Below are 22,815 nucleotides of genomic sequence, written 5' to 3'. Positions count from 1 at the left end.
TCGTGTCCACAGTGGACGGTCTCCCTCCGGCCACCGGCGCGTGGCGGGAGGGGGACCCGCCCGGTCGGCGGTCCTGGCTGCGGCACGGCAGGGCGCTGCCGCTGGAGCGCGGCGGGGCGCTGCCCGGGTTCCAGCTCGCCTACGAGACCTGGGGCACGCTCAACGCCGACCGCTCCAACGCCGTGCTGGTGTTGCACGCGCTGACCGGGGACAGCCACCTGGCCGGTCCCGCGCAGCCGGGGCATCCCACGCCGGGCTGGTGGAACTCCCTGGTGCAGCCCGGGGCGCTGGACCCGGACCGGTACTTCGTGGTGGTGCCCAACGTGCTCGGCGGCTGCCAGGGCAGCACCGGGCCCGCCGCACCCGCCCCGGACGGCCAGCCCTGGGGCAGCCGCTGGCCCGTGATCACCGTGCGGGACCAGGTCCGCGCCGAGGTCGCGCTGGCCGACGCGCTGGGTGTCGACCGGTGGGCGGCCGTGCTGGGCGGTTCCATGGGCGGCATGCGCGCCGTGGAGTGGGCGGTCGGTGAGCCCGAGCGGGTGGCCGCGCTGCTGTTGCTGGCCTGTCCCGCGGCCTCCTCCGCCGACCAGATCGCCTGGACCTACCCGCAGCTGCACGCCATCCGCGCCGACCCGGGCTGGCGCGGCGGGGACTACCACGCCGCCGCACCCGGTGAAGGCCCGCACCGGGGGCTGGGCATCGCCCGGCGCATCGCGCACGCCACGTACCGCAGCGAGGCCGAGCTGAGCAGCCGCTTCGGCCGGGAACCCCAGGGGGACGGCCGGTTCACCGTCGAGTCCTACCTGGACCACCACGCGGGCAAGCTGGTGCGCCGCTTCGACGCGGGCAGCTACGTGTCCCTGGCCGAGGCGATGAACTCGCACGACGTGGGCCGCGACCGGGGCGGGGTGGCCGCCGCACTGCGCCGCGTGACCGCGCGGACCGTGGTCGCCGGGGTGTCCAGCGACCGGCTGTACCCCCTGTGGCAGCAGCGTGAGCTCGCCGAGGGCATCCCGGGCGCCGGCGAGCTGCACGTGATCGACTCCCCGTACGGACACGACGCGTTCCTGATCGAGGTGGAGCAGATCTCCGCGCTGGTCAAGGAGTTGCTGGGCGGCTGAGCGCGTCCACCTCGATCTCGAACAGCAGGGCCGGGTCGAAGGCCATGCCGCCGAAGTTGCCCTGCAACTCCAGGCTGAGGATCCCGTGCATCCGGGTCCAGGCCGTGACGGCCGCGCGCAGCGCCCAGCCGTTCGTCGAACCGTGCTCGGCGACCCAGGTGCGCACCGCGCCGTCCTGCTCGATCCACGAGCCGAACTGGCGGTCCAGTTCGGTGTCGGACTCGGCGCGCAGCTGCTCGAACACGGCCACGAACGGCCCGAGCACCCGGCGTGCCGAGTCCACGGTGTGCGCGGGCGCCTGGTAGCCGGGCACCGGCGCGCCCTGGAGCAGCAGGTAGACCTGCGGCTGACCCAGCGCCCACCTACGGAACGCGTGGGCCAGCGCGTGCAGCCGCTGCACTGCCGTGCCCTCCTGCGCGGCGGCCCGCTCCACCACCTCGGCCAGGTCCGCGTACCCGTCGGTGATCAGCTCGGTGAGCAGCTCGTCCCGATTGGCGAAGTACCGGTACAGCGCGGGCGTGGTGAACCCGAGCTGGCCCGCGATCGCCGACAGGGACAGGGCGCCCGCTCCGCCGAGGGCGAGCTGCTCCGTGGCCACTCGCTTGATCTCCGCACGGTTCTGCTCCTTGTAGCGCTGCCTTGGGCTGCTTGCCCGCTTGACTTCTCCGCTCACATGAGTCAGCCTAACTGACGTTAAAGCATTTAACTCAAGTGAAAGGGCGTAACGTCATGCACGTCGTACTGGGAACCGGTCCCGCAGGGCTCGCGCTGGTGGACGAACTGCTCGCCCGCGGCCGCCAGGTACGGGTCGTGAACCGCTCCGGCAAGGCCGTGCTGCCCGCGGCCGCCGAGCTGGTCAGGGCCGATGTCACCGACCGCACCGCGCTGGCCGCCGCCGTCGAGGGCGCGGAGGTGGTCTACAACTGCACGCACGTGCCCTACGCGCAGCAGCCCGAGGTCCTGCCGCGCATCCAAGACGCGCTGATCGAGGTGATCGGCCGGACCGGGGCACGACTGGTCACCATCGAGACCCTCAACCTGTACGGCCCGACCGGTGGCGTGCCGATGACCGAGCGCACGGCGTTCGCGGCCACCTCGCGCAAGGGACGGGTCCGCGCGCGGATCGCCGAGCGCTACCTGGCCAGCGACCTGCCGGTGGCGCTGGGTATGGCGGCCGACTTCTTCGGTCCCCGCACGATGATCGCCTCGCTGGGCGCCACGGTGTTCCCGCCCGCGCTGCGCGGGGAGCCCGTGGTGGCCTTCGGCGACATCGACCTGCCGCACAGCTACACGTACATCCCTGACCTGGCAAGGGGTTTGGCAACACTCGGCGAGCGCGAGGAGGCGCTGGGCAAGCTGTGGCACCTGCCCGTCGCGCCCGCGCTGACCACCCGCCAGGTGCACGAGCTGATCGGTGAGATCCTCGCGCGCCCGGTGCACGCGCACGTCGTGGCCGAGCCGATCCCGTGGGGGCCGTTCGACGAGGAGTTCATGGCCGAGTACGCCGAGCTGTTCTACTGGCACACCGAGCCGTTCGTGATGGACGACTCCTTGTACACCAGCACCTTCGGCCAGCACGCCACCCCGATCCGCGAGGCCCTTGCCGAGACCGTGCGCTGGTTCACCGCATGAGCGCGCTCTACACCGCCGAGGTCACCTCCTCCGGCGACGGCCGCTCCGGGCGGGTCCGCGCCAGCGACGGGCTGATCGACACCGCGCTCGCCGCGCCCCGGGAGATCGGCGGCCCTGGCGGGGCCACCAACCCCGAGCAGCTGTTCGCCGCCGGGTACGCGGCCTGCTTCCACAGCGCCCTGCGCATCGCCGCCCGCAAGCAGCGCGCCACCCTCGTCGGCGACACCGTCACCGCGCGGATCGGCCTCGGCCAGGACCCGGACGGCTACCTGCTCAGCGCCGAGTTGTCCGTGCACCTGCCCGGGGTGCCCGCGGAGCAGGCGCACTCGCTCGTACAGCAGGCACACCAGCTCTGCCCGTACTCGCGCGCCGTGCGCGGCAACGTGGCCGTGGCCTTGCGGGTGACCAGCTGACCGCCCCGTGCCGTGCCATGAAAGTGCCGTTCCTTGCGTTCAACGCAAGGAACGGCACTTTCATGACACCGGGCGGACTCCGTGTGGGTTGCCGCTGATCCGGGACAGGTCGCCGATGATCTCCAGCAGCGGCTCGCGCAGCGCCAGCAGCGCGGCCCGCAACTCGGCGGTGGGGTCCCAGGCGTCCCCGCCGACTGGTGAGCCGTCGTCCTCGAACCGGCGCAGTGCGGGGTGCCACTGGGACAGGAACGGCCGCAGTACGTCCTCCATCAACCGCTCGGCGACCTCGCCGAAGCGCAGCGCCGAGTCGGGCCCGCACTCGCGCAACTGCTCGCGGGTGAAGGAGAAGACCCTGTGCAGCGAGGAGATCGCCTCGCGCAGCCCGCCACCGCCCAGCGGGCGCACCGGCACCCGGTGCGCGAGTTCCACCTGCACGCGGAACGCGGCGGCGCGCTCGGTGGGGTCGGCGGAGGCCCCCTCGCGGGCCTGCCTGGCGCGCAACGCGGTGACCCGGACCTCCTCGTGCCGCGAGGGATCGGGGTCGTTGTGCCGGATCACATGTGCCACCACGGCCGGTACCTCCAGTGCGGCTCCACCTCGCAACCGCAGCGCCGACTGACCCGTCAGCCGGCGCAGCGCCCCGTCCAGCCTGCCCGAAGGCCAGTCGCCGAGCGAGCCCAGCACCCCCAACGGCATCGGGTCGGGGGCGTACGCCGCCACCGCGCGCAGCACGTCCAGCCCCGTCTCGCCCACCGCGTCGGCGTCGGCGAGCAGCCGCTTGGCGACGGTCTCCAGCACGGGCCACTCCCGGTCGTGCAGCCGCCGCACCACCGTGTTCACACCGCAGACGCGGGCGGAGTCGGCCAGTTCGAGCAGCGCCGCGGGGTGGCCGCCCACCTCCTCGACCAGGGCGCGCACCGCCTCGTGGTCCCCGGGCCCCAGCTCGCCGATGCGGTCCAGCACCAGGCGAACCGCCTGCGGCACCGGCAGTTCCGGCACCAGCACGCCGGTGCCCAGCGCGGCGTGCCCGGCGTCGGTCGTGGTCAGCACGCTGGCCGCGCCGGGGTGCGGGGACAGCAGCCCGCGGACCTGTTCCAGCGGCAGACCGGCAGGCACCCCGTCGACCACCCACAGGCACGGTGACCTGTGCCGGTCCAGCGCCACGGCGATCTCGTCGGCGGGATCACCTCGGCCGGTACCGCCCAGCGCGCGGGCGATCGCCCGCAACTGCTCGTCCCAGGAGGGCACCTGGCCCGCGGTCAGCCAGAACACCCCGCCCGGCACGGTCGCCCCGAACTGGCGCACGTACTCGCAGACCAGCGCCGTGGTGCCGATCCCGCCGAAGCCGTGCACGACGGCCACCGGCTCGCCCCCGCCCTCGGTGAGCGCGGCGGTCTGCGGGTGCAGCGCGGAGTGCAGTTGCCACAGCTGGGTCGTGCGGCCGAGGAAACGTGGCGGTGGCCTTCGCGACGGGGCGGGCAGCCAGACCGGCGCCGGGCTCAGCGCCACCTCGTCCATCGCGGTGGGCACCTCGGCCAGCTTGCGGGTCAGCGCGTCCAGCAGGTGGCACAGGGCGCTGGCCGGGCTCCAGTAGCGGGCGTCGCGCAGCTCGATCGGCTCGATGTGCCCGGTGCCCTGCGCCGGGTTGACCACCAGCACCCGGCGCAGCGGGTCGCCCTCGTGCTGCCCGGCCAGGAACGCCCTGGTCAGCTCCTGCTGGCAGGCCCGGCGCGTGGGGTAGGCGGCGGAGTAGTAGGCCAGCAGCAGGCGGGACCGCCCCAGCTCGGTCATGATCGTGCGGGAGACCGAGTCGAACCGGTGCACGTCCGCATCGTCCTGGAACACGCGCAGGCCGAACCGGCGCAGCTCCGCGGCCAGCGCCTGGGCGGGTACCGCGTCGGACCTGCTGTAGCTCAGGAAGACGTCCCACATGTGACTCGCGCTCCTTGGTTACACAGATGGGGGACACCATGCAGCCTGACGGACGGGTGAATTCCAAGCCACCTGGTTGCCAAAAGTGGTGAGGTGCAGTGACTCTGTGCAGTCGATCCGGGGTCGCGGTGACTGCCGGTGGTCGGTCAGCTGTCGGCAAACCTCCTCCGGATGCCGGTGCCGGGTCACCGTCTGTGGATTTCGCCGGTGAATTCCAAACCGTACGCGTTCCGTGACCATGGGCTTACACCACAACAGTGGGCTACGCTGCCGCACTTGACACACAGGACTTCAGATTCAGCCCCCTGCGCTTTTCGGCAGCTGTCCGTGGATGGTGCGTGGTGTTCGACCCCTGGGTCATCGGACTGGGATTAGTGGCCGTTCTGGCTCTTTCCAGCGCCGTACTCGTCGTACATCACATGCGTCCCACATTCACCGTGTCCACCGCGGGCGGCAACGCCGACGGACCGTTCGCGGACGCCGACCTGATCGGTGAGGAACTGCGCACCTGGGCCGCTGCGCACTACCGCAGGACGGTGCCGGTGCTGCGGGTCTGGCAGCGGCGCGCGTGGCTGTACGGCTCGGCCCACTTCTACGCCGTCGGCTGGACCGTGCTGATCTCCCTGTCCCTGCCGTTCCTGATCCCCTACGTCTCCGACGGCAACGGCTCGCGGCTGCTCGTGCAGTCCCTGTCGGTGTTCGGCGCCGTGGTGTTCGGCCTGCACAGGACGTTCAAGGCGGAGGAGAACTACGGCAAGTACCGGCTGCACGAGTCCAGCGTCTACAGCCTGGTGCGCAAGCTGGTCGACGACCCCGACCAGCTCGGTGCCACCGACGGGGAGCGCAGGCGCCGCTACCTCGCCGAGATCGAGCGGATCAGGGAGCGCGCCCGCAACGACGAGATCAACAACCTGCCCAGTCCGACCACGCCACCACGGGTGGGGCCCACCGTCGCGACGCCGATTCCGAGCCACCGGGAACCCCTGAACGGGGAATCAGTCGGATATCGCTCGCGCATCGAAAACCCGGCTACTGGTGCCGAATGAGTCGAGGAGCATCTGGCGTGAGTCAGCGAAGTGAGGACTTCGGAGTGTGGTCGCCGACGCCGACCGAGTGCGAAGCGGCATGGGAGCTCTACATCGAGCTCGCGACGAGGATTACGACGGTGGAGCAGAAACCCGGCGCGGGAATCATTCGCGAGGAACTGCACAGCGTTTACGCGGTATTCGGCAGGACCAGGGAGATCCTCTGCCAGTACGGTCCCGGCCTGGCCCCGCGCGACCGGCCGGGTGGGCTGACCTTCGCCGGGCTGGCCGTGGGCATGGTCAACAGCACCCTGCGCCCGCTGCTGACCAAGTGGCACCCCGCGCTCGCCGAGTGGGAGTCGACCCGACCCGGGGGCGTCAGCGCCGTGGCCCACGAGCGCGCCTGGGAGCACGCCCAGCAGGTGCGCGCCGAGATCGCCGAGACCCGCCGCGAGCTGCTCGCACTGGCCACCGTCCTGCACGAGGCCATCGGCATCCAGCCCCTGCTCACCCCCTGACCCGGCGAGTCCCGCTCTCCGGCGGCCGAGTCCCGTCCTGCGGTGAGCGGCCATACGGAGCGTGACGAGGTCCGGGTACGGCTGAGCGGGACTCGCGCGCGGCTGAGCGGGACTCGCGGGGGTGGGGGTCAGTCCTCGGCGAGGGCGGCGCTGATCCACTCCGCCACGGGCAGGTCCCGCTTCGTGCACTCGTCGGCGAGCCGGATCGTCCAGCGCAGGGCCTGCATGACCACGGCCGCCACCTCCGGGGGCTCGGCCGAGCTGAGCGCGATCTCGATCTGCGCGCGCGCCGCGTCCTGATCCCCGTGCACCTGCGCGAGCAGGGTCCGCACCGCCGTGCGCACCGGCGGGTCGGCCTCGTCGATGGAGACCTCCTCCCCGGACGCGTCGTACACCTGCATCTTCACCGGGGTGGCCCCGCCGGAGCCGAGCGCGGAGACCATCTCGCTGCACTCGCGGAACAGCATGAGCACCAGCTCCCTGCCGTCCACCTCCCCGTCCGGCGCGGAGTCCACGTAGGTGGTCAGCAGGGTGATCGCGGCGCCGTCGTCCCCGGCCTGCGCGGCGGCGAGCGCCTCACCTGCCGTCTCGACCATGCGCTGCCGCCGTTGAGGATCATCTGCTTCCACGGGCCCCATCTTGCAGCACAACGGCCAGCAGCGGTGCACCTGTGTTGATCTGATCGGGCGTAGTTGAGCTCACTTGCCGAATTGGTGCTGAGAGAAACCCGACTGCCGCTGTCGCCACAGGCTTGCAAGTACAAGAATCTGCCCGTTGCGGGTCGAACGCGGGAAGGAACGGTGAGGCTGCCATGACCGCCACCCTCGAACGGGCAGGCACACGCGCCCTGGACCGGCGCGAGTGGCTGAGCATCGGCGGCATGGCCGCGTTCGTGCTGCTGCTGCATGTGGTGGGCTGGGGCACGCTGATCTTCCTGGTGTCCCCGATGAACTACCAGGTCGGCGACGGGCAGGTGTTCGGCATCGGGCTGGGGGTGACCGCGTACACCCTCGGCCTGCGGCACGCCTTCGACGCCGACCACATCGCCGCCATCGACAACACCACCCGCAAGCTCATGTCCGAGGGCCGCCGCCCGCTCTCAGTGGGCTTCTGGTTTTCCCTCGGGCACTCCAGCGTGGTGTTCGGCCTGTGCGTGCTGCTCGCGCTCGGCGTGCGCGCGCTGGCCGACCAGGTCGCCAACGACGACTCCCCGCTGCACAGCTGGACCGGGGTCGTCGGCACCGCCGTGTCCGGGCTCTTCCTGCTGCTGCTCGGCGTGATCAACCTCGTGGTGATGGTGAACATCCTCAAGGTGTTCCGCAGGATGCGCGGCGGCGAGCTGGACGAGGCCGAGCTGGAGCGGCACCTCGACGAGCGCGGCTTCATGAACCGGCTGCTGCGCGGGCTGACCAAGACCATCACCAGGCCCTGGCAGATGTACCCGACCGGCCTGCTGTTCGGGCTCGGCTTCGACACCGCCACCGAGGTGTCCCTGCTCGTGCTCGCCGGTGGCGCCGCCGCCTTCGCCCTGCCCTGGTACGCCATCCTGACCCTGCCCGTGCTGTTCGCGGCGGGCATGAGCCTGTTCGACTCGCTCGACGGCTGCTTCATGAACTTCGCCTACGGCTGGGCCTTCGCCAAGCCCGTGCGCAAGGTCTTCTACAACCTGACCGTCACCGGGCTGTCGGTGCTGGTGGCCCTGGTGATCGGGGGTATCGAGCTGATCGGCCTGCTGGTGGACAAGCTCGGCATCACTGACGGCCCGCTCGCGTGGATCGGGGGCCTGGACATGAACAACGTGGGCTTCGCCGTGGTGGGCCTGTTCGTGCTGACCTGGCTCGTCGCGCTCGCGGTCTGGCGGTTCGGCCGCATCGAACAGCGGTGGACCGGCGAGAAGTAGCGCCGCGACCCGCCCGCGACCCGCACGCCATGAAGGTGCCGTTCAGGACGCTCAACGTCCCAAAGGGCACCTTCATGACACCGGCGGCCCGACCGCTACCGCCGCGATCTGTCCACTGTGGATGTCGAGTACTGGCGGTATGTCCTGGCGCCGTGGGGCACGTCAAACCTGGACGGGAAAGGCGCTGTGCGAGGAACTGGGCTAGACCGCGCTGCGCACCTGCGTCCCGGTGCGGACCGAGGCCACCGTGTAGAGCGGGCGGCCCTGGGTCTGCGCGTAGGTGCGGCCGATGTAGCTGCCCAGCACGCCGAGCATGATGATCTGGATGCCGCCGAGGAAGAACATGCCGATGGTGATGAACGCCCAGCCGGGCACGGCGGCCTCGGAGAAGAACAGCCGCACCGTCGCCGCGTAGACGATGCCGAGGAAGCTCAGGAAGCTGATGAAGTAGCCCAGGCGGCTGATCAGCCGCAGCGGGGTGACGGAGAAACCGAGTATCCCATCAGCGGCGAATCGCATCATCTTGCGCAGCGGATAACCGGTGACCCCGGCGTTGCGCTTGTCCCGGTCGAAAAGCACGGCGGTCTGCCGGAATCCGACATAACTGACGAGCCCGCGCAGGAAACGGTCCCTTTCGCGGAACTTGCGCAGTTCGTCGACCACCTTGCGGTCGATGAGCCGGAAATCCCCGGTGTTCTCCGGGATGTCGATCGAGGCCAGTTTGCGCAACACCCAGTAGAAGGCCCGTGCGGTGCCTCGCTTGAACAGCGAGTCCTGCCGCGACCGGCGCTGGGCGTAGACCACGTCCCAGCCCTGCGCCCACTGGTCGAGCAGCTCCAGGCTGACCCTCGGCGGGTCCTGCATGTCGCTGTCCATGATGATCACCGCGTCGGCGTCCACCAGGTCCAGCCCCGCGGTCACGGCCATCTGGTGGCCGAAGTTGCGCGACAGCTCCACCACGGTCACCCGCTCGTCGGCCTCGGCCAGCCCGCGCAGCCGGTCCCCGGAGTCGTCGCCGCTGCCGTCGTTGACGTAGACGAAGCTGAACCGGTACCGGTCGGACCGCTCGGCGACCACCTCGCTGACCGTGCGGTGCAGCAGGTCGATGTTCCCGGCCTCGTTGAAGATCGGGAATATGTACGCGACGGTGCGCGGGCTCTCGGTGTTCACCCTGTACTCCCCCTGATGTCGGCCACGGCGCGGAGCGCGCCGCCCGCTCAGGCGGCGCGGACCGCGGCCAGGGCCATCCTGTGCAGCAGTTCTGCCATCTGTCCGCGGTCCAGGTGCGCGGAGTGCGGGGTCGAGTTGATCAACCCGAACACCGCGTGCGAGGCCGCGCGCGCCGCGGGCTCGCCCGCAGCGGGCACGACCTGGCTGATCGCGCTTACCCAGACCTCGACATATTGACGCTGCAACGCCCGAACCTGTTGCCGGTCGGAGTCCGCGAGGTTGCCCAGGTCACGTTCCTGCACGGTGATCAGGGCCGGGTTGTCCAGCGCGAAGTCCACCTGCCAGCCGATCAGCGCGTGCAGGGCGGCCAGCGGCCCCTCGGCGGTCCGCACCCGCTCCAGCGCCCCGCCGAGCAGCACCTCGCTGATCGAGGTGAGCATCTCGCCGAGCATGGCGTCCTTGCTGCGGAAGTGCCGGTACAGGGCCGGGCCGGAGATGCCAACGGCGGCGCCGATGTCGTTGATGCCGACCCCGTGGAAGCCGTGCCTTGCGAACAGCTCCGCCGCCGCGGCCAGGATCTGCGCCCGCCGTGAACCAGGCTGCCCGCCGGAGGCGGACCGCGTCGTGTTGGGCTCGGCGAACGGCACGCGGCAGATCGTAGACCACCAGGTTAATGAGCGCTAACAACAGCCACCGTTCGGGCGAGTGACCACTCTGGTCAGATGCCTATTCCACCAATGATCGGGCAACAGTTGGCGTGTGCCCTTCCGGTCCCGGCCTCCGCGCGGCACCATATTCGTGATACGCATCACCTCGATGGAGAGGCCCCCTGCTATGCGTTTGGTCAGAACCCTTTCGGCTCTTGCACTCAGCGCGGTCGCCGTGGTCACTGGCGGTGCTCTCGCCAGTGCCGCGCCGCTGGCCGTCAACTACGCCGCACTCGGCGATTCCTATGCGGCCGGTGTGGGCACCGCCGGCTCGTACGACAACAGCTGCGACCGCAATGCGAAGAGTTACCCCTCCCTGTGGGCCTCGGCGCACTCGGTCTCGAACTTCACCTTCGTGGCCTGCTCGGGCGCCAAGACCTCGGATGTGATCAACAACCAGGTCGGCTCGCTCAGCTCGGCGAACACGGTCGTCACGGTCACCATCGGTGGCAACGACGCCGGGTTCACCAGCGTCATGGGCAGCTGCATCCTCGGTGGCGACTCCGGTTGCCGCACCGCGGTCGACAACGCCACCAACTTCGTCAACAACTCCCTGCCTGGGCTGCTGGACAACACCTACCGCGCGATCCGCAGCCACGCCCCCAACGCCACCGTGTACGTGCTGGGCTACCCGCGCTTCTACCAGCTCGGCGGCTCCTGCTCGGTGGGCCTGAGCGACACCTCCCGCGGCCTGATCAACGGCGGGGCGGACAGCCTGGACTCGGTGATCTCGGCGGCGGCCGGTCGCGCCGGGTTCCGGTTCGTCGACGTGCGCTCGAACTTCACCAGCCACGGCATCTGCTCGTCCAGCTGGTGGATCAACAGTGTGAGCTGGCCGGTGGTCAACTCCTACCACCCCAACGCCAGCGGCTACGCGAGCGGTTACCTGCCCGCGCTGAGCTCGGCCACCGGCTGAGCGGGCACGCACCCTGACTGGACGAAGTAGTTAGCGACCGTTAACCTGGAGGCTCAGGTTAACGGTCGCTAACTTCGACGGTGAGGGAAGCCCATGGACGCGCCGGTCCTCGGCAGCGCCGCCGATCCTTCGGATCCGGCCTTCCAGCGCTACACCAAGGAGCACGCCGAACTCGTCGCCCAGCTGCGGACCAAGCTCGACGTGGTCGCGCTGGGCGGTCCGGAGAAGGCCAGGACCCGGCACGTGGAGCGCGGCAAGCTGCTGCCCCGCGAGCGGGTCGACGCCCTGCTGGACCCGGGTTCGCCGCTGCTGGAACTGAGCCCACTGGCCGCCAACGGCATGTACGACGACGAGGCCCCCGCGGCCGGTGTGATCACCGGCGTTGGCCGTGTGTCGGGCCGCGAGTGCGTGATCGTGGCCAACGACGCCACGGTCAAGGGCGGCACCTACTACCCGATCACGGTCAAGAAGCACCTGCGCGCCCAGGAAGTGGCCCTGCAGAACAACCTGCCGTGCCTGTACCTGGTCGACTCCGGCGGCGCCTTCCTGCCCCGCCAGGACGAGGTGTTCCCCGACCGCGAGCACTTCGGGCGCATCTTCTACAACCAGGCCACCATGTCCGCGCGCGGCATCCCGCAGATCGCCGCCGTGCTGGGCTCCTGCACCGCGGGCGGGGCGTACGTGCCCGCGATGAGTGACGAGGCCGTCATCGTGCGCGGGCAGGGCACGATCTTCCTGGGCGGCCCGCCGCTGGTGAAGGCGGCCACCGGCGAGGAGGTCAGCGCCGAGGACCTGGGCGGCGGCGAACTGCACTCGCGCACCTCGGGCGTCACCGACCACCTGGCCGAGGACGACGCGCACGCGTTGCAGATCGTGCGGACCATCGTGAGCACCCTGGGTCCGCGCGCGCCCCGCCCGTGGGAGGTGCTGCCCACCGAGGAACCCGCCGTGGACCCCGGGCAGCTCTACGGGGTGGTGCCCGCGGACACCCGCACGCCCTACGACGTGCGCGAGGTGATCGCCCGCGTGGTGGACGGCAGCCGGTTCGCCGAGTTCAAGCGCGAGTACGGCACCACGCTGGTCACCGGGTTCGCGCGCATCCACGGCCACCCAGTGGGCATCGTGGCCAACAACGGAATCCTGTTCGGCGAGTCCGCGGTCAAGGGCGCGCACTTCATCGAACTGTGCGACCAGCGCAGCGTGCCGCTGGTGTTCCTGCAGAACATCACCGGGTTCATGGTCGGCCGCGAGTACGAGGCGGGCGGCATCGCCAAGCACGGGGCCAAGATGGTCACCGCGGTGGCCTGCGCGCGGGTGCCGAAGTTCACCGTGGTCATCGGCGGCTCCTTCGGCGCGGGCAACTACTCCATGTGCGGCCGCGCGTACTCGCCCCGGTTCCTGTGGATGTGGCCCAACGCGCGCATCTCGGTGATGGGCGGGGAGCAGGCCGCCTCGGTGCTGGCCACGGTCCGGCGCGACCAGTTCGCCGCGCGCGGCACCGAGTGGTCGGCGGCCGAGGAGGAGGCGTTCAAGCAGCCCATCCGCGAGCAGTACGAGGACCAGGGCAACCCGTACTACTCCACCGCCCGGCTGTGGGACGACGGGGTGATCGACCCGATGGACACCAGGACGGTGCTCGGGCTCGCGCTCTCGGCCGCGGCCAACGAACCGCTGCCCCCAGTCCGCTACGGCGTCTTCAGGATGTGAGCATGTTCGACACCGTACTGATCGCCAACCGCGGCGAGATCGCCGTCCGAGTGGCGAACACGTTGGGCCGCATGGGAATCCGCTCGGTCGCCGTCTACAGCGACGCCGACGCGGGCGCCCGGCACGTGCGTGCGGCCGACACCGCCGTGCGCATCGGGCCCGCCGCCGCGCGGGAGAGCTACCTGTCCCTCGAGCGGATCATCGAGGCCGCGTTGGCCACCGGCGCGCAGGCCGTCCACCCCGGTTACGGCTTCCTCGCGGAGAACGAGGCCTTCGCGCGGGCCTGCGCCGAGGCCGGACTGGTGTTCGTCGGCCCACCGCCCTCGGCGATCAACGCCATGGGCGACAAGATCCGCGCCAAGCAGACCGTGATGGCCGCGGGCGTTCCCGTGGTGCCAGGCAGGACCGAGCCGGGTATGTCCGATGTGGACATCGTGGACGCGGTCGGCGAGATCGGCTACCCGGTGCTGCTCAAGCCCTCGGCGGGCGGTGGCGGCAAGGGCATGCGCCTGGTGACCGAGCCCGAGCAGCTGCGCCCGGCCATCGAGTCGGCACGGCGTGAGGCCGCCGGGTCCTTCGGTGACGACACGCTGCTGGTGGAGCGGTTCGTGCAGCGGCCGAGGCACATCGAGATCCAGGTGCTGGCCGACAACCACGGTGGGGCAGTGCACCTGGGCGAGCGCGAGTGCAGCCTGCAACGCCGTCACCAGAAGATCATCGAAGAGGCCCCGTCCCCGCTGCTGGACGAGGAGACCCGCCAGCGCATGGGACTGTCCGCTGTGGACGCCGCGCGGTCGGTCGGCTACTCCGGCGCGGGCACGGTGGAGTTCATCGTCTCCTACGACCGGCCCGACGAGTTCTTCTTCATGGAGATGAACACCCGGCTCCAGGTCGAGCACCCGGTGACCGAGCTGATCACCGGACTGGACCTGGTCGAGCAGCAGCTGCTCGTCGCCGCCGGGCAGCCGCTCGCCTTCGGCCAGCAGGACGTGGTGCTCACCGGGCACGCCGTGGAGGCCCGCGTCTACGCCGAGGACCCGGCGAGCGGTTTCCTGCCCACCGGCGGCCAACTGCTGGTGCTGGACGAGCCGACGCGCCGCCTGCGGGTGGATTCCGGTGTGTCGCAGGGATCTTCGGTCAGCAGCGACTACGACCCCATGCTGGCCAAGTACATCGCGCACGGGGCCACCCGGGACGAGGCGCTGCGCAGGCTGCGCGCCGGGCTCGGCGAGGCCGTGGTTCTCGGCGTCACCACGAACATCCCGTTCCTGCGCGCGCTGCTCGCCGACGAGGACGTGGTCGCGGGCAGGCTGGACACCGGCCTGGTGGAGCGCAAGCTGGACGAGCTGGTCGGCGGGCAGACCCCGGACCACGTGCTGATCGCCGCCGCGGCCGAGCGCGCGCTCGCGCTGGAGCCGACCGGTGCGGTGGTCGACCCCTGGGACGTGCCCGGTGGTTGGCGGATCGGCGCCCGCGGGTGGACCACCTGGCAGGTGCGGGCGCCCGGCCGTGAGCCGGTGCAGGTCCGCCTGCGCGGTAGGGCCCGCGCGGCCGAGGTGGCGCTGGCAGACGCCGAGCCGGTGGCCGTCAGCGCGCACTGGGACGGGGACAACCTCGTTGTGCGCCAAGGAGGTTCGACCCGCAGTTACCGCTGCGCCCGGGACGGCTCGGTGACCTGGATCGGCGCCGATGGCGCTGCCTGGCCGCTCACCGAGACCGAGCGGCTCGCCGCCGCCAGGCACGACGCGGCCGGTGTGGTCGGCGGCGCGGTGAGCAGCCCGATGCCCGGCACGGTGCTGCTGGTGAAGGTCTCGCCCGGCGAGCAGGTCAGCGCGGGGCAGGCGCTGGTCGTCGTCGAGGCCATGAAGATGGAGCACACGGTCGTCGCACCGATCGACGGCCTGGTCGCGGAGCTGGCGGTGCACGCGGGCCAACAGGTCCGGCTCGGTCAGCAGTTGGCAGTCGTCGCACCCCAACAGGAGTGAGAGATCATGGTTGACTTCCGCATCAGCGAGGAGCACGAGGCTCTGCGCAAGACGGTGGAGCAGTTCGCCCGCGAGGAGGTCGCCCCGGTCATCGGCGACTTCTACGAGCGCGAGGAGTTCCCGTACGAGATCGTGGCGAAGATGGGGCAGATGGGCCTGTTCGGCCTGCCCTACCCCGAGGAGCACGGCGGCATGGGCGGGGACTACTTCGCGCTGTGCCTGGCCCTGGAGGAACTGGCCAGGGTCGACTCCTCGGTCGCGGTCACGCTGGAGGCCGGGGTCTCGCTGGGCTCGATGCCGATCTACCGGTTCGGCACGCGGGAGCAGCAGGAACGCTGGCTGCCCCAGCTGTGCGCGGGCACGGCGCTGGCCGGGTTCGGCCTGACCGAGCCGGGTGGCGGCTCCGACGCGGGCGCCACCAGGACCACCGCCCGGCTGGACGGGGACGAGTGGGTGATCAACGGCTCCAAGTGCTTCATCACCAACTCCGGCACCGACATCACCCAGGCGGTCACGGTGACCGCGGTCACCGGGCAGACCCCCGAGGGGCGCAAGGAGATCTCCTCGATCATCGTGCCCTCGGGCACCCCGGGCTTCACCGTGTCCCGCAAGTACTCCAAGGTCGGCTGGAACGCCTCGGACACGCACGAACTGTCCTTTTCGGACTGCCGGGTGCCCGCGGCCAACCTGCTCGGTGAGCGTGGCAGGGGCTACGCCCAGTTCCTGCGCATCCTGGACGAGGGGCGCATCGCCATCGCCGCGCTGGGCGTGGGCCTGGCCCAGGGCTGCGTGGACGAGTGCCTGCGCTACGTGCAGGAGCGCGAGGCCTTCGGTCACAAGATCGGCACGTACCAGGCCATCCAGTTCAAGATCGCCGACATGGAGGCGCGGGTGCACACCGCGCGGCTGGCCTACTACCAGGCCGCGGCGCTGATGCTGCGCGGCGAGCCGTTCAAGAAGGAGTCGGCCATCGCCAAGCTGGTCTCCTCCAACGCGGCCATGGACAACTCGCGGGAGGCCACCCAGATCTTCGGCGGCTACGGGTTCATGAACGAGTACCCGGTCGGCAGGTTCTACCGGGACGCCAAGATCCTGGAGATCGGCGAGGGAACCAGCGAGGTCCAGCGCATGTTGATCGCCCGGCACCTCGGCCTGTGACGTGTTGACTACATTTGGCAACACCTGATGGGTTTCGAGCGCGGCGGGAGCGGCTATACAGTTGCGGAGCACCGAAGCTCCCGCCGCGTTCCTCCCCCCTCGACGCTGGCGGGTTACCCCGGAGCCCCCGCTCACCCCCGTGCGGGGGCTCCGGCTTATCTCAGGACTTCTCGCTCAGCACCCGCTCGGGCTCGGGCAGGTCGTGCCGCCCGGAGATGAACTCCTGGAACCGGATCTTGGCCAGGATCAGCGGCTGGCGGAACCGCGCCTCGCGGCGCAGCGCCCGGTCCAGCTTGCGCGAGCCCTGGCGGTAGCGCCAGCGCGCCCACGGGGAGTTGGGCCTGGCCAGGCGCAGCGCGCCGACCTCGGCCAGCGGGGGCAGCAGCAGGCCGAGCAGGCCGGTCCAGATCTTGCCCTTGAGCAGGGCGATGACCGCGAAGCCCAGGTCGACCAGCGCGATCAGCGTGCCGAGCCCTTCGCCGATGCCGCCCATGCCCAGCAGGCCGTAGCTCAGCGGGCGGGCGCCCAGCAACAGCAGCCCGACCAGGCCGACCGCCAGGAACACGGCGTCCACCGACAGCCGCCCCTGCGTGCTCCAGTACACGTCGCGCAGGTGCAGGATCAGCGCGAACTCGTCGAGCACCAGCGCGGCGCCCACGCCGAACAGCGCCGCCGCCCACAGCTTGGGCTCGTCGGCCTCGTCCGGGGCGGCCAGCTGCACGACCCCGCCGAGCATCATCGCCACCACGCCGAACACCACGTGGTGGATGTGCGTGCCGCCGGGTGTGATGTTGCCCGGCCACCAGCGCACCTTGGCCCGTACCAGGCGCACACTGATCCTGATGAGCAGGAACGTCACGACCAGTCCGAGGAAGAAGTAGAGCAGGCGTTGATGGCCGGGGCCACTCGCGGTGTCCCACGATCCCTGCACCAGGTAGCGGACCATCACCCAGCACCCTCCGGTGACGCGGAATGCAGGGACTGTACGCCCACCCGGTTGGACGCGCGGGCGGTTTGGCCCGATCGTCCGTGACAGAGGGCACACTGGCCCTGTCCTGCCACCTGGCTGGGGTGACATGACAAAATCGTGGCGGAAACCTTGGCGGGTGCGGAGGTCAGTTTTGCTGTACTGGTTCATGAAACGGGTGTTCGCCCCGATCATCAGGTCGGTGTACCGGCCGAAGGTCGAGGGCCTGGAGAACGTCCCTGCCACCGGGCAGGTGATCCTGGCCAGCAACCACCTCGCTTTCGTGGACAGCATCGTCATCCCGATGGTGATGCCCCGACGCGTCAACTTCCTGGCCAAGGCCGAGTACTTCCAGGGCCGCGGGATCAAGGGCGCGCTCATGCGCGGCTTCTTCGGCGGCCTGGGCCACATCCCGGTGGAGCGGGGCTCGGGCCGGGCCGCCCGCGCCGCGCTGGACACCGCTGAGCAGGTGCTCAACGGGGGTGGCGCGTTCGCGATCTACCCCGAGGGCACCCGCTCGCTGGATGGCAGGCTCTACCGGGGTCACGCCGGGGTCGCGCGCATCGCGCTGGCCACCGGGGCCCCCGTGGTGCCGGTCGCGCTGATCGGCACCGACCAGGTGCAGCGCAACGGCCGGGGCCTGCCGCGCATCCGGCCGATCACGGTGCGGTTCGGCACCCCGCTGGACTTCTCGCGCTACGAGGGCATGGGCGAGTCCACGATGATCCACCGCGCGGTCACCGACGAGATCATGTACGCGATCCTGGAGCTGTCCGGCCAGGAGTACGTGGACAGCTACCGCCCCCACCCCAAGGCCGCCTGACGCCAAACCCGCGAGTCCCGCTCGCCGGCACGTGACTCACGTGCCGGCGAGCGGGACTCGCGTGCGTGTGGGCGGGACTCGCGGTCAGGGGACGAGGGCGCCCAGGTCGGCGAAGACCGCGGCGTTGAGGCGGAAGGCCAGGCAGGCCTCCTCGACCACGCGGGCCTGCTCGGCGGCGTCCCAGCCGGTGCTGTCGAGCAGCTCCCGGTAGCGCGTGCGGAAGCCCGGGCGGCTCGGGATGCCGTCGAACACGTAGAAGCTCGTGCCCCGGTGGTCGACCAGCCCGTGGTGGCGCTCGACCACGGCGCGCACCGCCTGCCCGCCGGAGATGTCGCCCAGGTAGCGCGTGTAGTGGTGCGCGACGAAGCCGCCGGCCCAGGTGAAGCACACCTCGCGCAGCCGGTCCAGGTAGCGCAGCGTGGCGGGGGTCGGTTCGACGCGGTCGCGCCAGCCGGGCCCGTACAGGTGCCCCAGGTCGGACTCCAGCGAGGGCAACCGGGTCAGCTCGGGCAGCACGAACGCCCCGGCGACCGGGTCGGCGGCCATCGCCTCGGCGGCCTGCTCCAGCACCTGGTAGATGAAGTAGTGCTGGGCCACCAGCGTCGCGAAGCCGTCCAGGCTGAGCCTGCCGTCGAAGATCGCCTTGATGAACCCGGCGTTCTCCGCGTTCTCGTGCTCCTGTGCCGTGCCCGTGCGCAGCACCGTGGAGAACTGCTCACCCATGACCGGACTCCCCTCCGCAGTCGGCGTGGCCGTCACCGAGTGTGCTGCCGGGTCCGGCCAGCCGTCAAGTATGTGACGACAGGTCGTCATAAAAACCGCTCCGACGCGTCGACTTAGGTAAGGCTAGCCTTACTAGTTGGAGACCGGAAGGGGGCGCCCGTCGGCTCCCAGTCGGGCGCCGACCCCGCGCAGCACGAAGGCCACGGTGGCCTCGATGGCCTGGTCCAGCTCCGCCCCGGACAGCTCGGCCACGGTCCGCCCGCTGATGCACGCGGTGACCAGCCCGACCAGTGCCGCCACGTCCGAATCGGGCAGGTAGCCCGCCGCGACCCCGGCCGAGAGCACCTCGCGCAGGATCCCCTCCAGCGCGGCCACGTGCTCGACCATGTGCTGGTAGCTCTGCTCGGACATCAGCGAGCGCAGCGCGGTGCCCGGCGGCAGGTGGTTGCGCGCCACATGCCGCAGCTGGCCGCGCACGTACGCCGCGAGCCCGTCCACCGGGTTGTCCACCTCGGCCAGCGCGCCCTGCAACTCGGCGAGGTAGCGCTCGGTCTCGTGCCCGGCGTAGGCCAGCAGCAGGGACTCCTTGTCCGCGAAGTAGTTGTACATCGCGGTGCGGCCCACCCCCGCCGCGGCGGCGATGTCGGCCAGGGTGATGGCGTCGAACCCGCGCTGGTACATCAGCGCCGACAGCGCGGCGAAGATCGACTCTCGGGTGCGCTCCCGGTGCTCCTCGAGCGAACCTCCAGTGATCTTCGGCACGGGCCGAGTCTAATCGGCTCAGGCGGTCGGCACGGGACAGCGGCGGGTCGTGGGGCCCTCGCCGCGGAACTGGTAGATCCGGACCGAGGTCTGCGGAGTCTGGCCGCCGTAGGCGTTCTGTGCCACCAGCGCGGTGCAGGTGATCTGGTCCAGCGCCAGCTCGCTGAGCGGCACCTCGCTGAAGACCTGCACCGTGAAGGCGTAGTCGGGGGCGGGGTTGCCGGTCGTGAGCTTGGCCTCGGTGGGCAGCTCGCTGCTCAGGCCGTCCTTGCGCTCGGCATCGGTGGGACCGGCCAGCAGCGTCCGCAGCGTGCTGGTCGTGTCGAACGAGGTGCTGGTCAGCGGGCGCTGCACGTCGCGCAGCTTGCCCTCGCTGACGAAGAACAGGTGCGTACCCGCGATGACACCCCGTGGCGCGTCCTTGCCGGTGATCACGGGGGTGGGCCGCACCCCGCAGCCCGCGGCCAGCACCGCCGCCGCGAACAGCACCAGCCAGACGCGCGGTCTCACGGGCTGTCCTCCTCCAGGTTGCGCGGCAGCCGCAGGGTGAACACCGCCCCGCCCTGCGGACGGTTGTCGGCGGACAGGCTGCCCTCCGCCTGGCCCGCGGTGTGCAGCCGGGCGTTCTCCCAGGCTATCGCCAGGCCAAGGCCGCTGCCCTCGGAGCGGGCCCGCGCGCTGTCGGCCTTGTAGAACCGGTCGAACACGTGCGGCAGCACCTCGGGGTCCAGGCCCGGGCCGTGGTCGGTGACGCGCAGTTCCACCCAGTCGCTGTCGGCCCACAGCGTGACCTCGACCGGGGGCGAGCCGTGCCGCAGCGCGTTGCCCACCAGGTTCGCCATGATCACGTCGAGTCGGCGCGGGTCCACCCTGGCCGTGACCCCGAGGGGCAGCTCGGCCCACACCCGGCCCACCCAGCCCCTGGCCCGCAGGGTGGCGGCCACCGCCTCGGCCAGGTCGATCTCGTCCAGGGCCAGCCGCGCGGCCCCCGCGTCGAACCGGGACACCTCCATCAGGTCCTCGACCAGCCGGGTGAGCTTGCGCGTCTCCTGGCTGACCAGGGTGGCGGCCAGCTGCGCGTCCCCGCCCAGCAGCGGGGCCTCCTCGTCGAGCACGTCGGTCACCGCGGTCATCGCGGCCAGCGGGGTGCGCAGTTCGTGCGACACGTCGGCCACGAACCGCCGCGCGTCGGACTCCATCCTGCGCAGCTCGCCCACGTGGTACTCCAGCGCGGTCGCGGTCTCGTTGAACGTGCCCGCGAGCTCGGCCAGCTCGTCGTTGCCGCGCACGCGCAGCCGGGTGCGCAGGTCACCGGTGCCCAGCCGCCGCGCGGCCACGCCCAGTTCGCGCACCGGGCGCAGCACACCCCGGGCCGCGAGCAGGGCCATCACCACCGCGAGCACCGCCGCCAGCCCGCCGAGCACCCAGGAGGCGCCTGCCAGCTTCTGGATCGCCTCGGCCTGCGGGCCCAGCTCCTGCAGGGCGTAGACCTCCAGCCCCGAGCCGCTCCACTGGCCGTCGGTGTGCCAGGAGAGCACCGGGATGCCGATGATCATCACGGGGAGGCCGTCCAGGTCCAGTCGCTGCCAGGCGACCGTGCTGCCGTGCGCCACCGCGGCGCGCAGGTCGGGGGTGATCTTGGTGAGGTCGACCCCGTTCTTGGACTGCATGTCCTTGTAGACCAACTTGACGTTGCCGCCCAGCGAGCTGGCGATGCTGTCCAGGGCCTGCTGGTTGGGCGGCAGCCGCATGCCCATCAGCTGGTTGCGCACCCTGCTGTCCAGCGGCAGCACGATCGAGCTGGTGGCGTCGTCCAGGATGATCTGCCTGGCCACCACGTAGCTGGCGCCGGAGGCGGCGGTGGCGCTGATCGCCGCGATCAGCACGCAGGTGATCACCAGGCGTGGCCGCAGCCCCCACGCCTTGCCGAGCAGCTGCCGGACCCGGTTCACACGGGACCGAACCGGTAGCCGAAGCCGCGCACCGTCTGCACGAAGACCGGCTCCGCCGGGTTGTCCTCGATCTTCGCCCGCAGCCGCTGCACGCAGGCGTCCACCAGTCGCGAGTCGCCAAGATAATCGTGCTCCCACACCGCCTCCAGCAGTTGTTGGCGGCTGAGCACGCGTCCGGGGGTGTTGGACAGCTCCAGCAGCAGGCGCAGCTCGGTCGGGGTCAGGCTGACGGGACGGCCGTCCTTGCTGACCACCAGCGCTGCCCGGTCGATGCCCAGACCCGCGTGGTGCTCGGATTCGGCACGCTCCGCACCGGTGCGCCGCAGCACCGCCCTGATCCTGGCGTCGAGCACCCTGGGCTGCACGGGTTTGACCACGTAGTCGTCCGCGCCCGCCTCCAGACCGCCGACCACGTCGAAGTCGTCGCTGCGCGCGGTCAGCATGATGATCGGGATGTCCCCACCGGCGCGGATCCTGCGGCAGACCTCGAACCCGTCGATGCCGGGCAGCATCAGGTCCAGCACCACGATGTCCGGCGGTTCGGCGCGCAGCCTGGTGAGACCTTCCTCACCCGAGGCGGCCGTGTGGATGGTGTGGCCCTGCCTGCGCAGGGCGAGCTGAAGCCCCTCCCGCACTGCCTGGTCGTCCTCAATCAACAGAACCCGTGACACATCCGCAGATTATTCGGTTATGGTCCCAGCGCTGCTGGCTGAACGCCGCTGGTGGGCAGTCTGTAGCAGAACCATGACACGATCCGGACGGACAGGTGATGTTCCGACTCCGCAGGTCGTCGGGTGAGGTGCTGGTGGGCCAGGAGCCCGTGCGCCGCCGCGACCACGCCTACCGGCACGCCACGGTGGTGGTGGCCACGTTGCTGCTGCCCCTCGCGCTGGTGGTCACGCGCGGTCGGCGGTTCCGCGAGCGCGCCTGCGAGTGGGCGTTCCGCATCCGTTACCCGGCGGAGTCGCTGGCCGGGCTCACCCCGGAGACCAGGGCTGCCTTCGTGGCCGCCCGCTGCGCCGCGCTGTGGCACGACGCCGAGCTGATCGGCGTGACCTCCGGCCACCGGCTGTTCGCCGAGCAGGAGGAACTGTTCCAGGAGGCCGTGACCAGCTACGGCTCGGAGCCGAGGGCCCGCGAGTGGGTGCTGCCCCCGCAGGAGTCCGCGCACGTGCAGGGCATCGCCGTGGACGTGCGGCCCACCGAGGGCGCCCGCTGGCTGGAGCGGCACGGTGACCGGTTCGGGCTGTACCGCACCTATGCCAACGAGTGGTGGCACTTCGAGTACCACCCGTCCTACCGGGCGACCGGCCGCCGCCCGCCGATGCGGCCGACCCCGGGCACGCTGCCGGCGAGGTACTGACGCCGTTCTGTCTCGTTCTGTGACACGGCTGTGACACGGCC

At 70.9% G+C, this 22,815-nt stretch carries 23 protein-coding genes; 12 read left to right on the top strand and 11 right to left on the bottom strand.

Features of this window, described 5'->3' with window-relative positions:
* The first annotated feature begins 2 nt into the window (after positions 1-2).
* The gene (gene metX, locus KALB_RS38275; RefSeq protein ID WP_025360966.1) at positions 3-1,121 is read left to right on the top strand and encodes a homoserine O-acetyltransferase MetX; all 1,119 of its coding nucleotides are present in this window, start codon (positions 3-5) and stop codon (positions 1,119-1,121) included.
* Here metX and KALB_RS38270 read toward each other — a convergent pair.
* Complete coding sequence (locus KALB_RS38270; protein ID WP_025360965.1) at positions 1,099-1,794, bottom strand: TetR/AcrR family transcriptional regulator; 696 nt, start codon at positions 1,792-1,794, stop codon at positions 1,099-1,101. The genes metX and KALB_RS38270 overlap by 23 nt on opposite strands.
* Positions 1,795-1,850: 56 nt before the next feature.
* Here KALB_RS38270 and KALB_RS38265 point away from each other — a divergent pair, with 56 nt between their 5' ends.
* Together KALB_RS38265 and KALB_RS38260 are read left to right on the top strand one after the other, a co-directional pair.
* Positions 1,851-2,753 (top strand): NAD-dependent epimerase/dehydratase family protein, encoded by a 903-nt coding sequence (locus tag KALB_RS38265; protein WP_025360964.1) that lies wholly within the window; start codon positions 1,851-1,853, stop codon positions 2,751-2,753.
* On the top strand, positions 2,750-3,166 hold the full coding sequence (locus tag KALB_RS38260; protein ID WP_025360963.1) for an organic hydroperoxide resistance protein: 417 nt from the start codon (positions 2,750-2,752) through the stop codon (positions 3,164-3,166). Before KALB_RS38265 ends, KALB_RS38260 begins: the two co-directional genes overlap by 4 nt.
* A 60-nt stretch (positions 3,167-3,226) precedes the next feature.
* On the opposite strand, the gene KALB_RS44620 is transcribed toward KALB_RS38260, so the two are convergent.
* On the bottom strand, positions 3,227-5,098 hold the full coding sequence (locus KALB_RS44620; RefSeq protein ID WP_025360962.1) for a tetratricopeptide repeat protein: 1,872 nt from the start codon (positions 5,096-5,098) through the stop codon (positions 3,227-3,229).
* A 419-nt stretch (positions 5,099-5,517) separates the two neighbouring features.
* Here KALB_RS44620 and KALB_RS38245 point away from each other — a divergent pair, with 419 nt between their 5' ends.
* Complete coding sequence (locus tag KALB_RS38245) at positions 5,518-6,144, top strand: hypothetical protein (protein ID WP_025360961.1); 627 nt, start codon at positions 5,518-5,520, stop codon at positions 6,142-6,144.
* A 17-nt stretch (positions 6,145-6,161) separates the two neighbouring features.
* Entirely contained in the window at positions 6,162-6,641 is a 480-nt protein-coding gene (locus KALB_RS38240; RefSeq protein WP_035967969.1) for a hypothetical protein, read from the top strand.
* A 128-nt stretch (positions 6,642-6,769) separates the two neighbouring features.
* Here KALB_RS38240 and KALB_RS38235 read toward each other — a convergent pair whose 3' ends face one another.
* Positions 6,770-7,279, bottom strand: a complete 510-nt coding sequence (locus KALB_RS38235; RefSeq protein ID WP_030108318.1) for a hypothetical protein — start codon at positions 7,277-7,279, stop codon at positions 6,770-6,772.
* A 173-nt stretch (positions 7,280-7,452) separates the two neighbouring features.
* Here KALB_RS38235 and nicT point away from each other — a divergent pair, with 173 nt between their 5' ends.
* Positions 7,453-8,541 (top strand): Nickel transporter NicT, encoded by a 1,089-nt coding sequence (gene nicT / locus KALB_RS38230; RefSeq protein ID WP_025360958.1) that lies wholly within the window; start codon positions 7,453-7,455, stop codon positions 8,539-8,541.
* Between the two features lie 201 nt (positions 8,542-8,742).
* Here nicT and KALB_RS38225 read toward each other — a convergent pair whose 3' ends face one another.
* Complete coding sequence (locus tag KALB_RS38225) at positions 8,743-9,711, bottom strand: glycosyltransferase family 2 protein (RefSeq protein ID WP_025360957.1); 969 nt, start codon at positions 9,709-9,711, stop codon at positions 8,743-8,745.
* Between the two features lie 47 nt (positions 9,712-9,758).
* Positions 9,759-10,358, bottom strand: a complete 600-nt coding sequence (locus tag KALB_RS38220) for an SACE_7040 family transcriptional regulator (RefSeq protein WP_025360956.1) — start codon at positions 10,356-10,358, stop codon at positions 9,759-9,761.
* A gap of 187 nt (positions 10,359-10,545) precedes the next feature.
* Between KALB_RS38220 and KALB_RS38215 the strand changes: the two genes are divergently transcribed.
* From KALB_RS38215 to KALB_RS38200, 4 genes are all read left to right on the top strand, one after another.
* Positions 10,546-11,334 (top strand): SGNH/GDSL hydrolase family protein, encoded by a 789-nt coding sequence (locus tag KALB_RS38215; protein ID WP_030108317.1) that lies wholly within the window; start codon positions 10,546-10,548, stop codon positions 11,332-11,334.
* 93 nt (positions 11,335-11,427) lie between these two features.
* Positions 11,428-13,041 (top strand): carboxyl transferase domain-containing protein, encoded by a 1,614-nt coding sequence (locus tag KALB_RS38210; protein ID WP_025360954.1) that lies wholly within the window; start codon positions 11,428-11,430, stop codon positions 13,039-13,041.
* Positions 13,042-13,043: 2 nt separating this feature from the next.
* Complete coding sequence (locus KALB_RS38205) at positions 13,044-15,026, top strand: acetyl-CoA carboxylase biotin carboxylase subunit (RefSeq protein ID WP_042221237.1); 1,983 nt, start codon at positions 13,044-13,046, stop codon at positions 15,024-15,026.
* Positions 15,027-15,032: 6 nt separating this feature from the next.
* Positions 15,033-16,184 carry an acyl-CoA dehydrogenase family protein gene (locus KALB_RS38200; protein ID WP_025360952.1) on the top strand — a complete coding sequence of 384 codons (1,152 nt, stop codon included), beginning with the start codon at positions 15,033-15,035 and terminating at the stop codon, positions 16,182-16,184.
* Between the two features lie 160 nt (positions 16,185-16,344).
* Here the strand turns inward: KALB_RS38200 and KALB_RS38195 are convergent, their stop codons facing one another.
* Positions 16,345-17,130 carry a hypothetical protein gene (locus KALB_RS38195; RefSeq protein WP_025360951.1) on the bottom strand — a complete coding sequence of 262 codons (786 nt, stop codon included), beginning with the start codon at positions 17,128-17,130 and terminating at the stop codon, positions 16,345-16,347.
* Positions 17,131-17,305: 175 nt separating this feature from the next.
* On the opposite strand from KALB_RS38195, the gene KALB_RS38190 reads away from it, so the two are divergent.
* Positions 17,306-17,974 carry a lysophospholipid acyltransferase family protein gene (locus KALB_RS38190; protein ID WP_025360950.1) on the top strand — a complete coding sequence of 223 codons (669 nt, stop codon included), beginning with the start codon at positions 17,306-17,308 and terminating at the stop codon, positions 17,972-17,974.
* Positions 17,975-18,058: 84 nt separating this feature from the next.
* Here KALB_RS38190 and KALB_RS38185 read toward each other — a convergent pair whose 3' ends face one another.
* From KALB_RS38185 to KALB_RS38165, 5 genes are all read right to left on the bottom strand, one after another.
* Positions 18,059-18,697: a biliverdin-producing heme oxygenase gene (locus tag KALB_RS38185; RefSeq protein WP_025360949.1), complete on the bottom strand. Its 639-nt coding sequence runs from the start codon at positions 18,695-18,697 to the stop codon at positions 18,059-18,061.
* Between the two features lie 132 nt (positions 18,698-18,829).
* Positions 18,830-19,459, bottom strand: a complete 630-nt coding sequence (locus KALB_RS38180) for a TetR/AcrR family transcriptional regulator (RefSeq protein ID WP_025360948.1) — start codon at positions 19,457-19,459, stop codon at positions 18,830-18,832.
* Between the two features lie 18 nt (positions 19,460-19,477).
* Positions 19,478-19,969, bottom strand: coding sequence for a hypothetical protein (locus KALB_RS44615; RefSeq protein ID WP_025360947.1), 492 nt, complete (start codon positions 19,967-19,969; stop codon positions 19,478-19,480).
* Positions 19,966-21,411: an ATP-binding protein gene (locus tag KALB_RS38170; RefSeq protein ID WP_025360946.1), complete on the bottom strand. Its 1,446-nt coding sequence runs from the start codon at positions 21,409-21,411 to the stop codon at positions 19,966-19,968. Before KALB_RS38170 ends, KALB_RS44615 begins: the two co-directional genes overlap by 4 nt.
* Complete coding sequence (locus KALB_RS38165) at positions 21,408-22,082, bottom strand: response regulator transcription factor (protein WP_030108478.1); 675 nt, start codon at positions 22,080-22,082, stop codon at positions 21,408-21,410. The genes KALB_RS38170 and KALB_RS38165 overlap by 4 nt, the downstream gene beginning before the upstream one ends.
* Before the next feature lie 98 nt (positions 22,083-22,180).
* On the opposite strand from KALB_RS38165, the gene KALB_RS38160 reads away from it, so the two are divergent.
* Positions 22,181-22,774, top strand: coding sequence for a D-alanyl-D-alanine carboxypeptidase family protein (locus tag KALB_RS38160; RefSeq protein WP_025360944.1), 594 nt, complete (start codon positions 22,181-22,183; stop codon positions 22,772-22,774).
* Positions 22,775-22,815: the final 41 nt, after the last annotated feature.

This window comes from Kutzneria viridogrisea DSM 43870 (assembly GCF_000525635.1).
GTDB classification, from domain to species: domain Bacteria; phylum Actinomycetota; class Actinomycetes; order Mycobacteriales; family Pseudonocardiaceae; genus Kutzneria; species Kutzneria viridogrisea.
The sequence above is the reverse complement of the archived record's forward strand: the minus strand, read 5'-3'. Positions and strand labels throughout refer to the sequence as shown.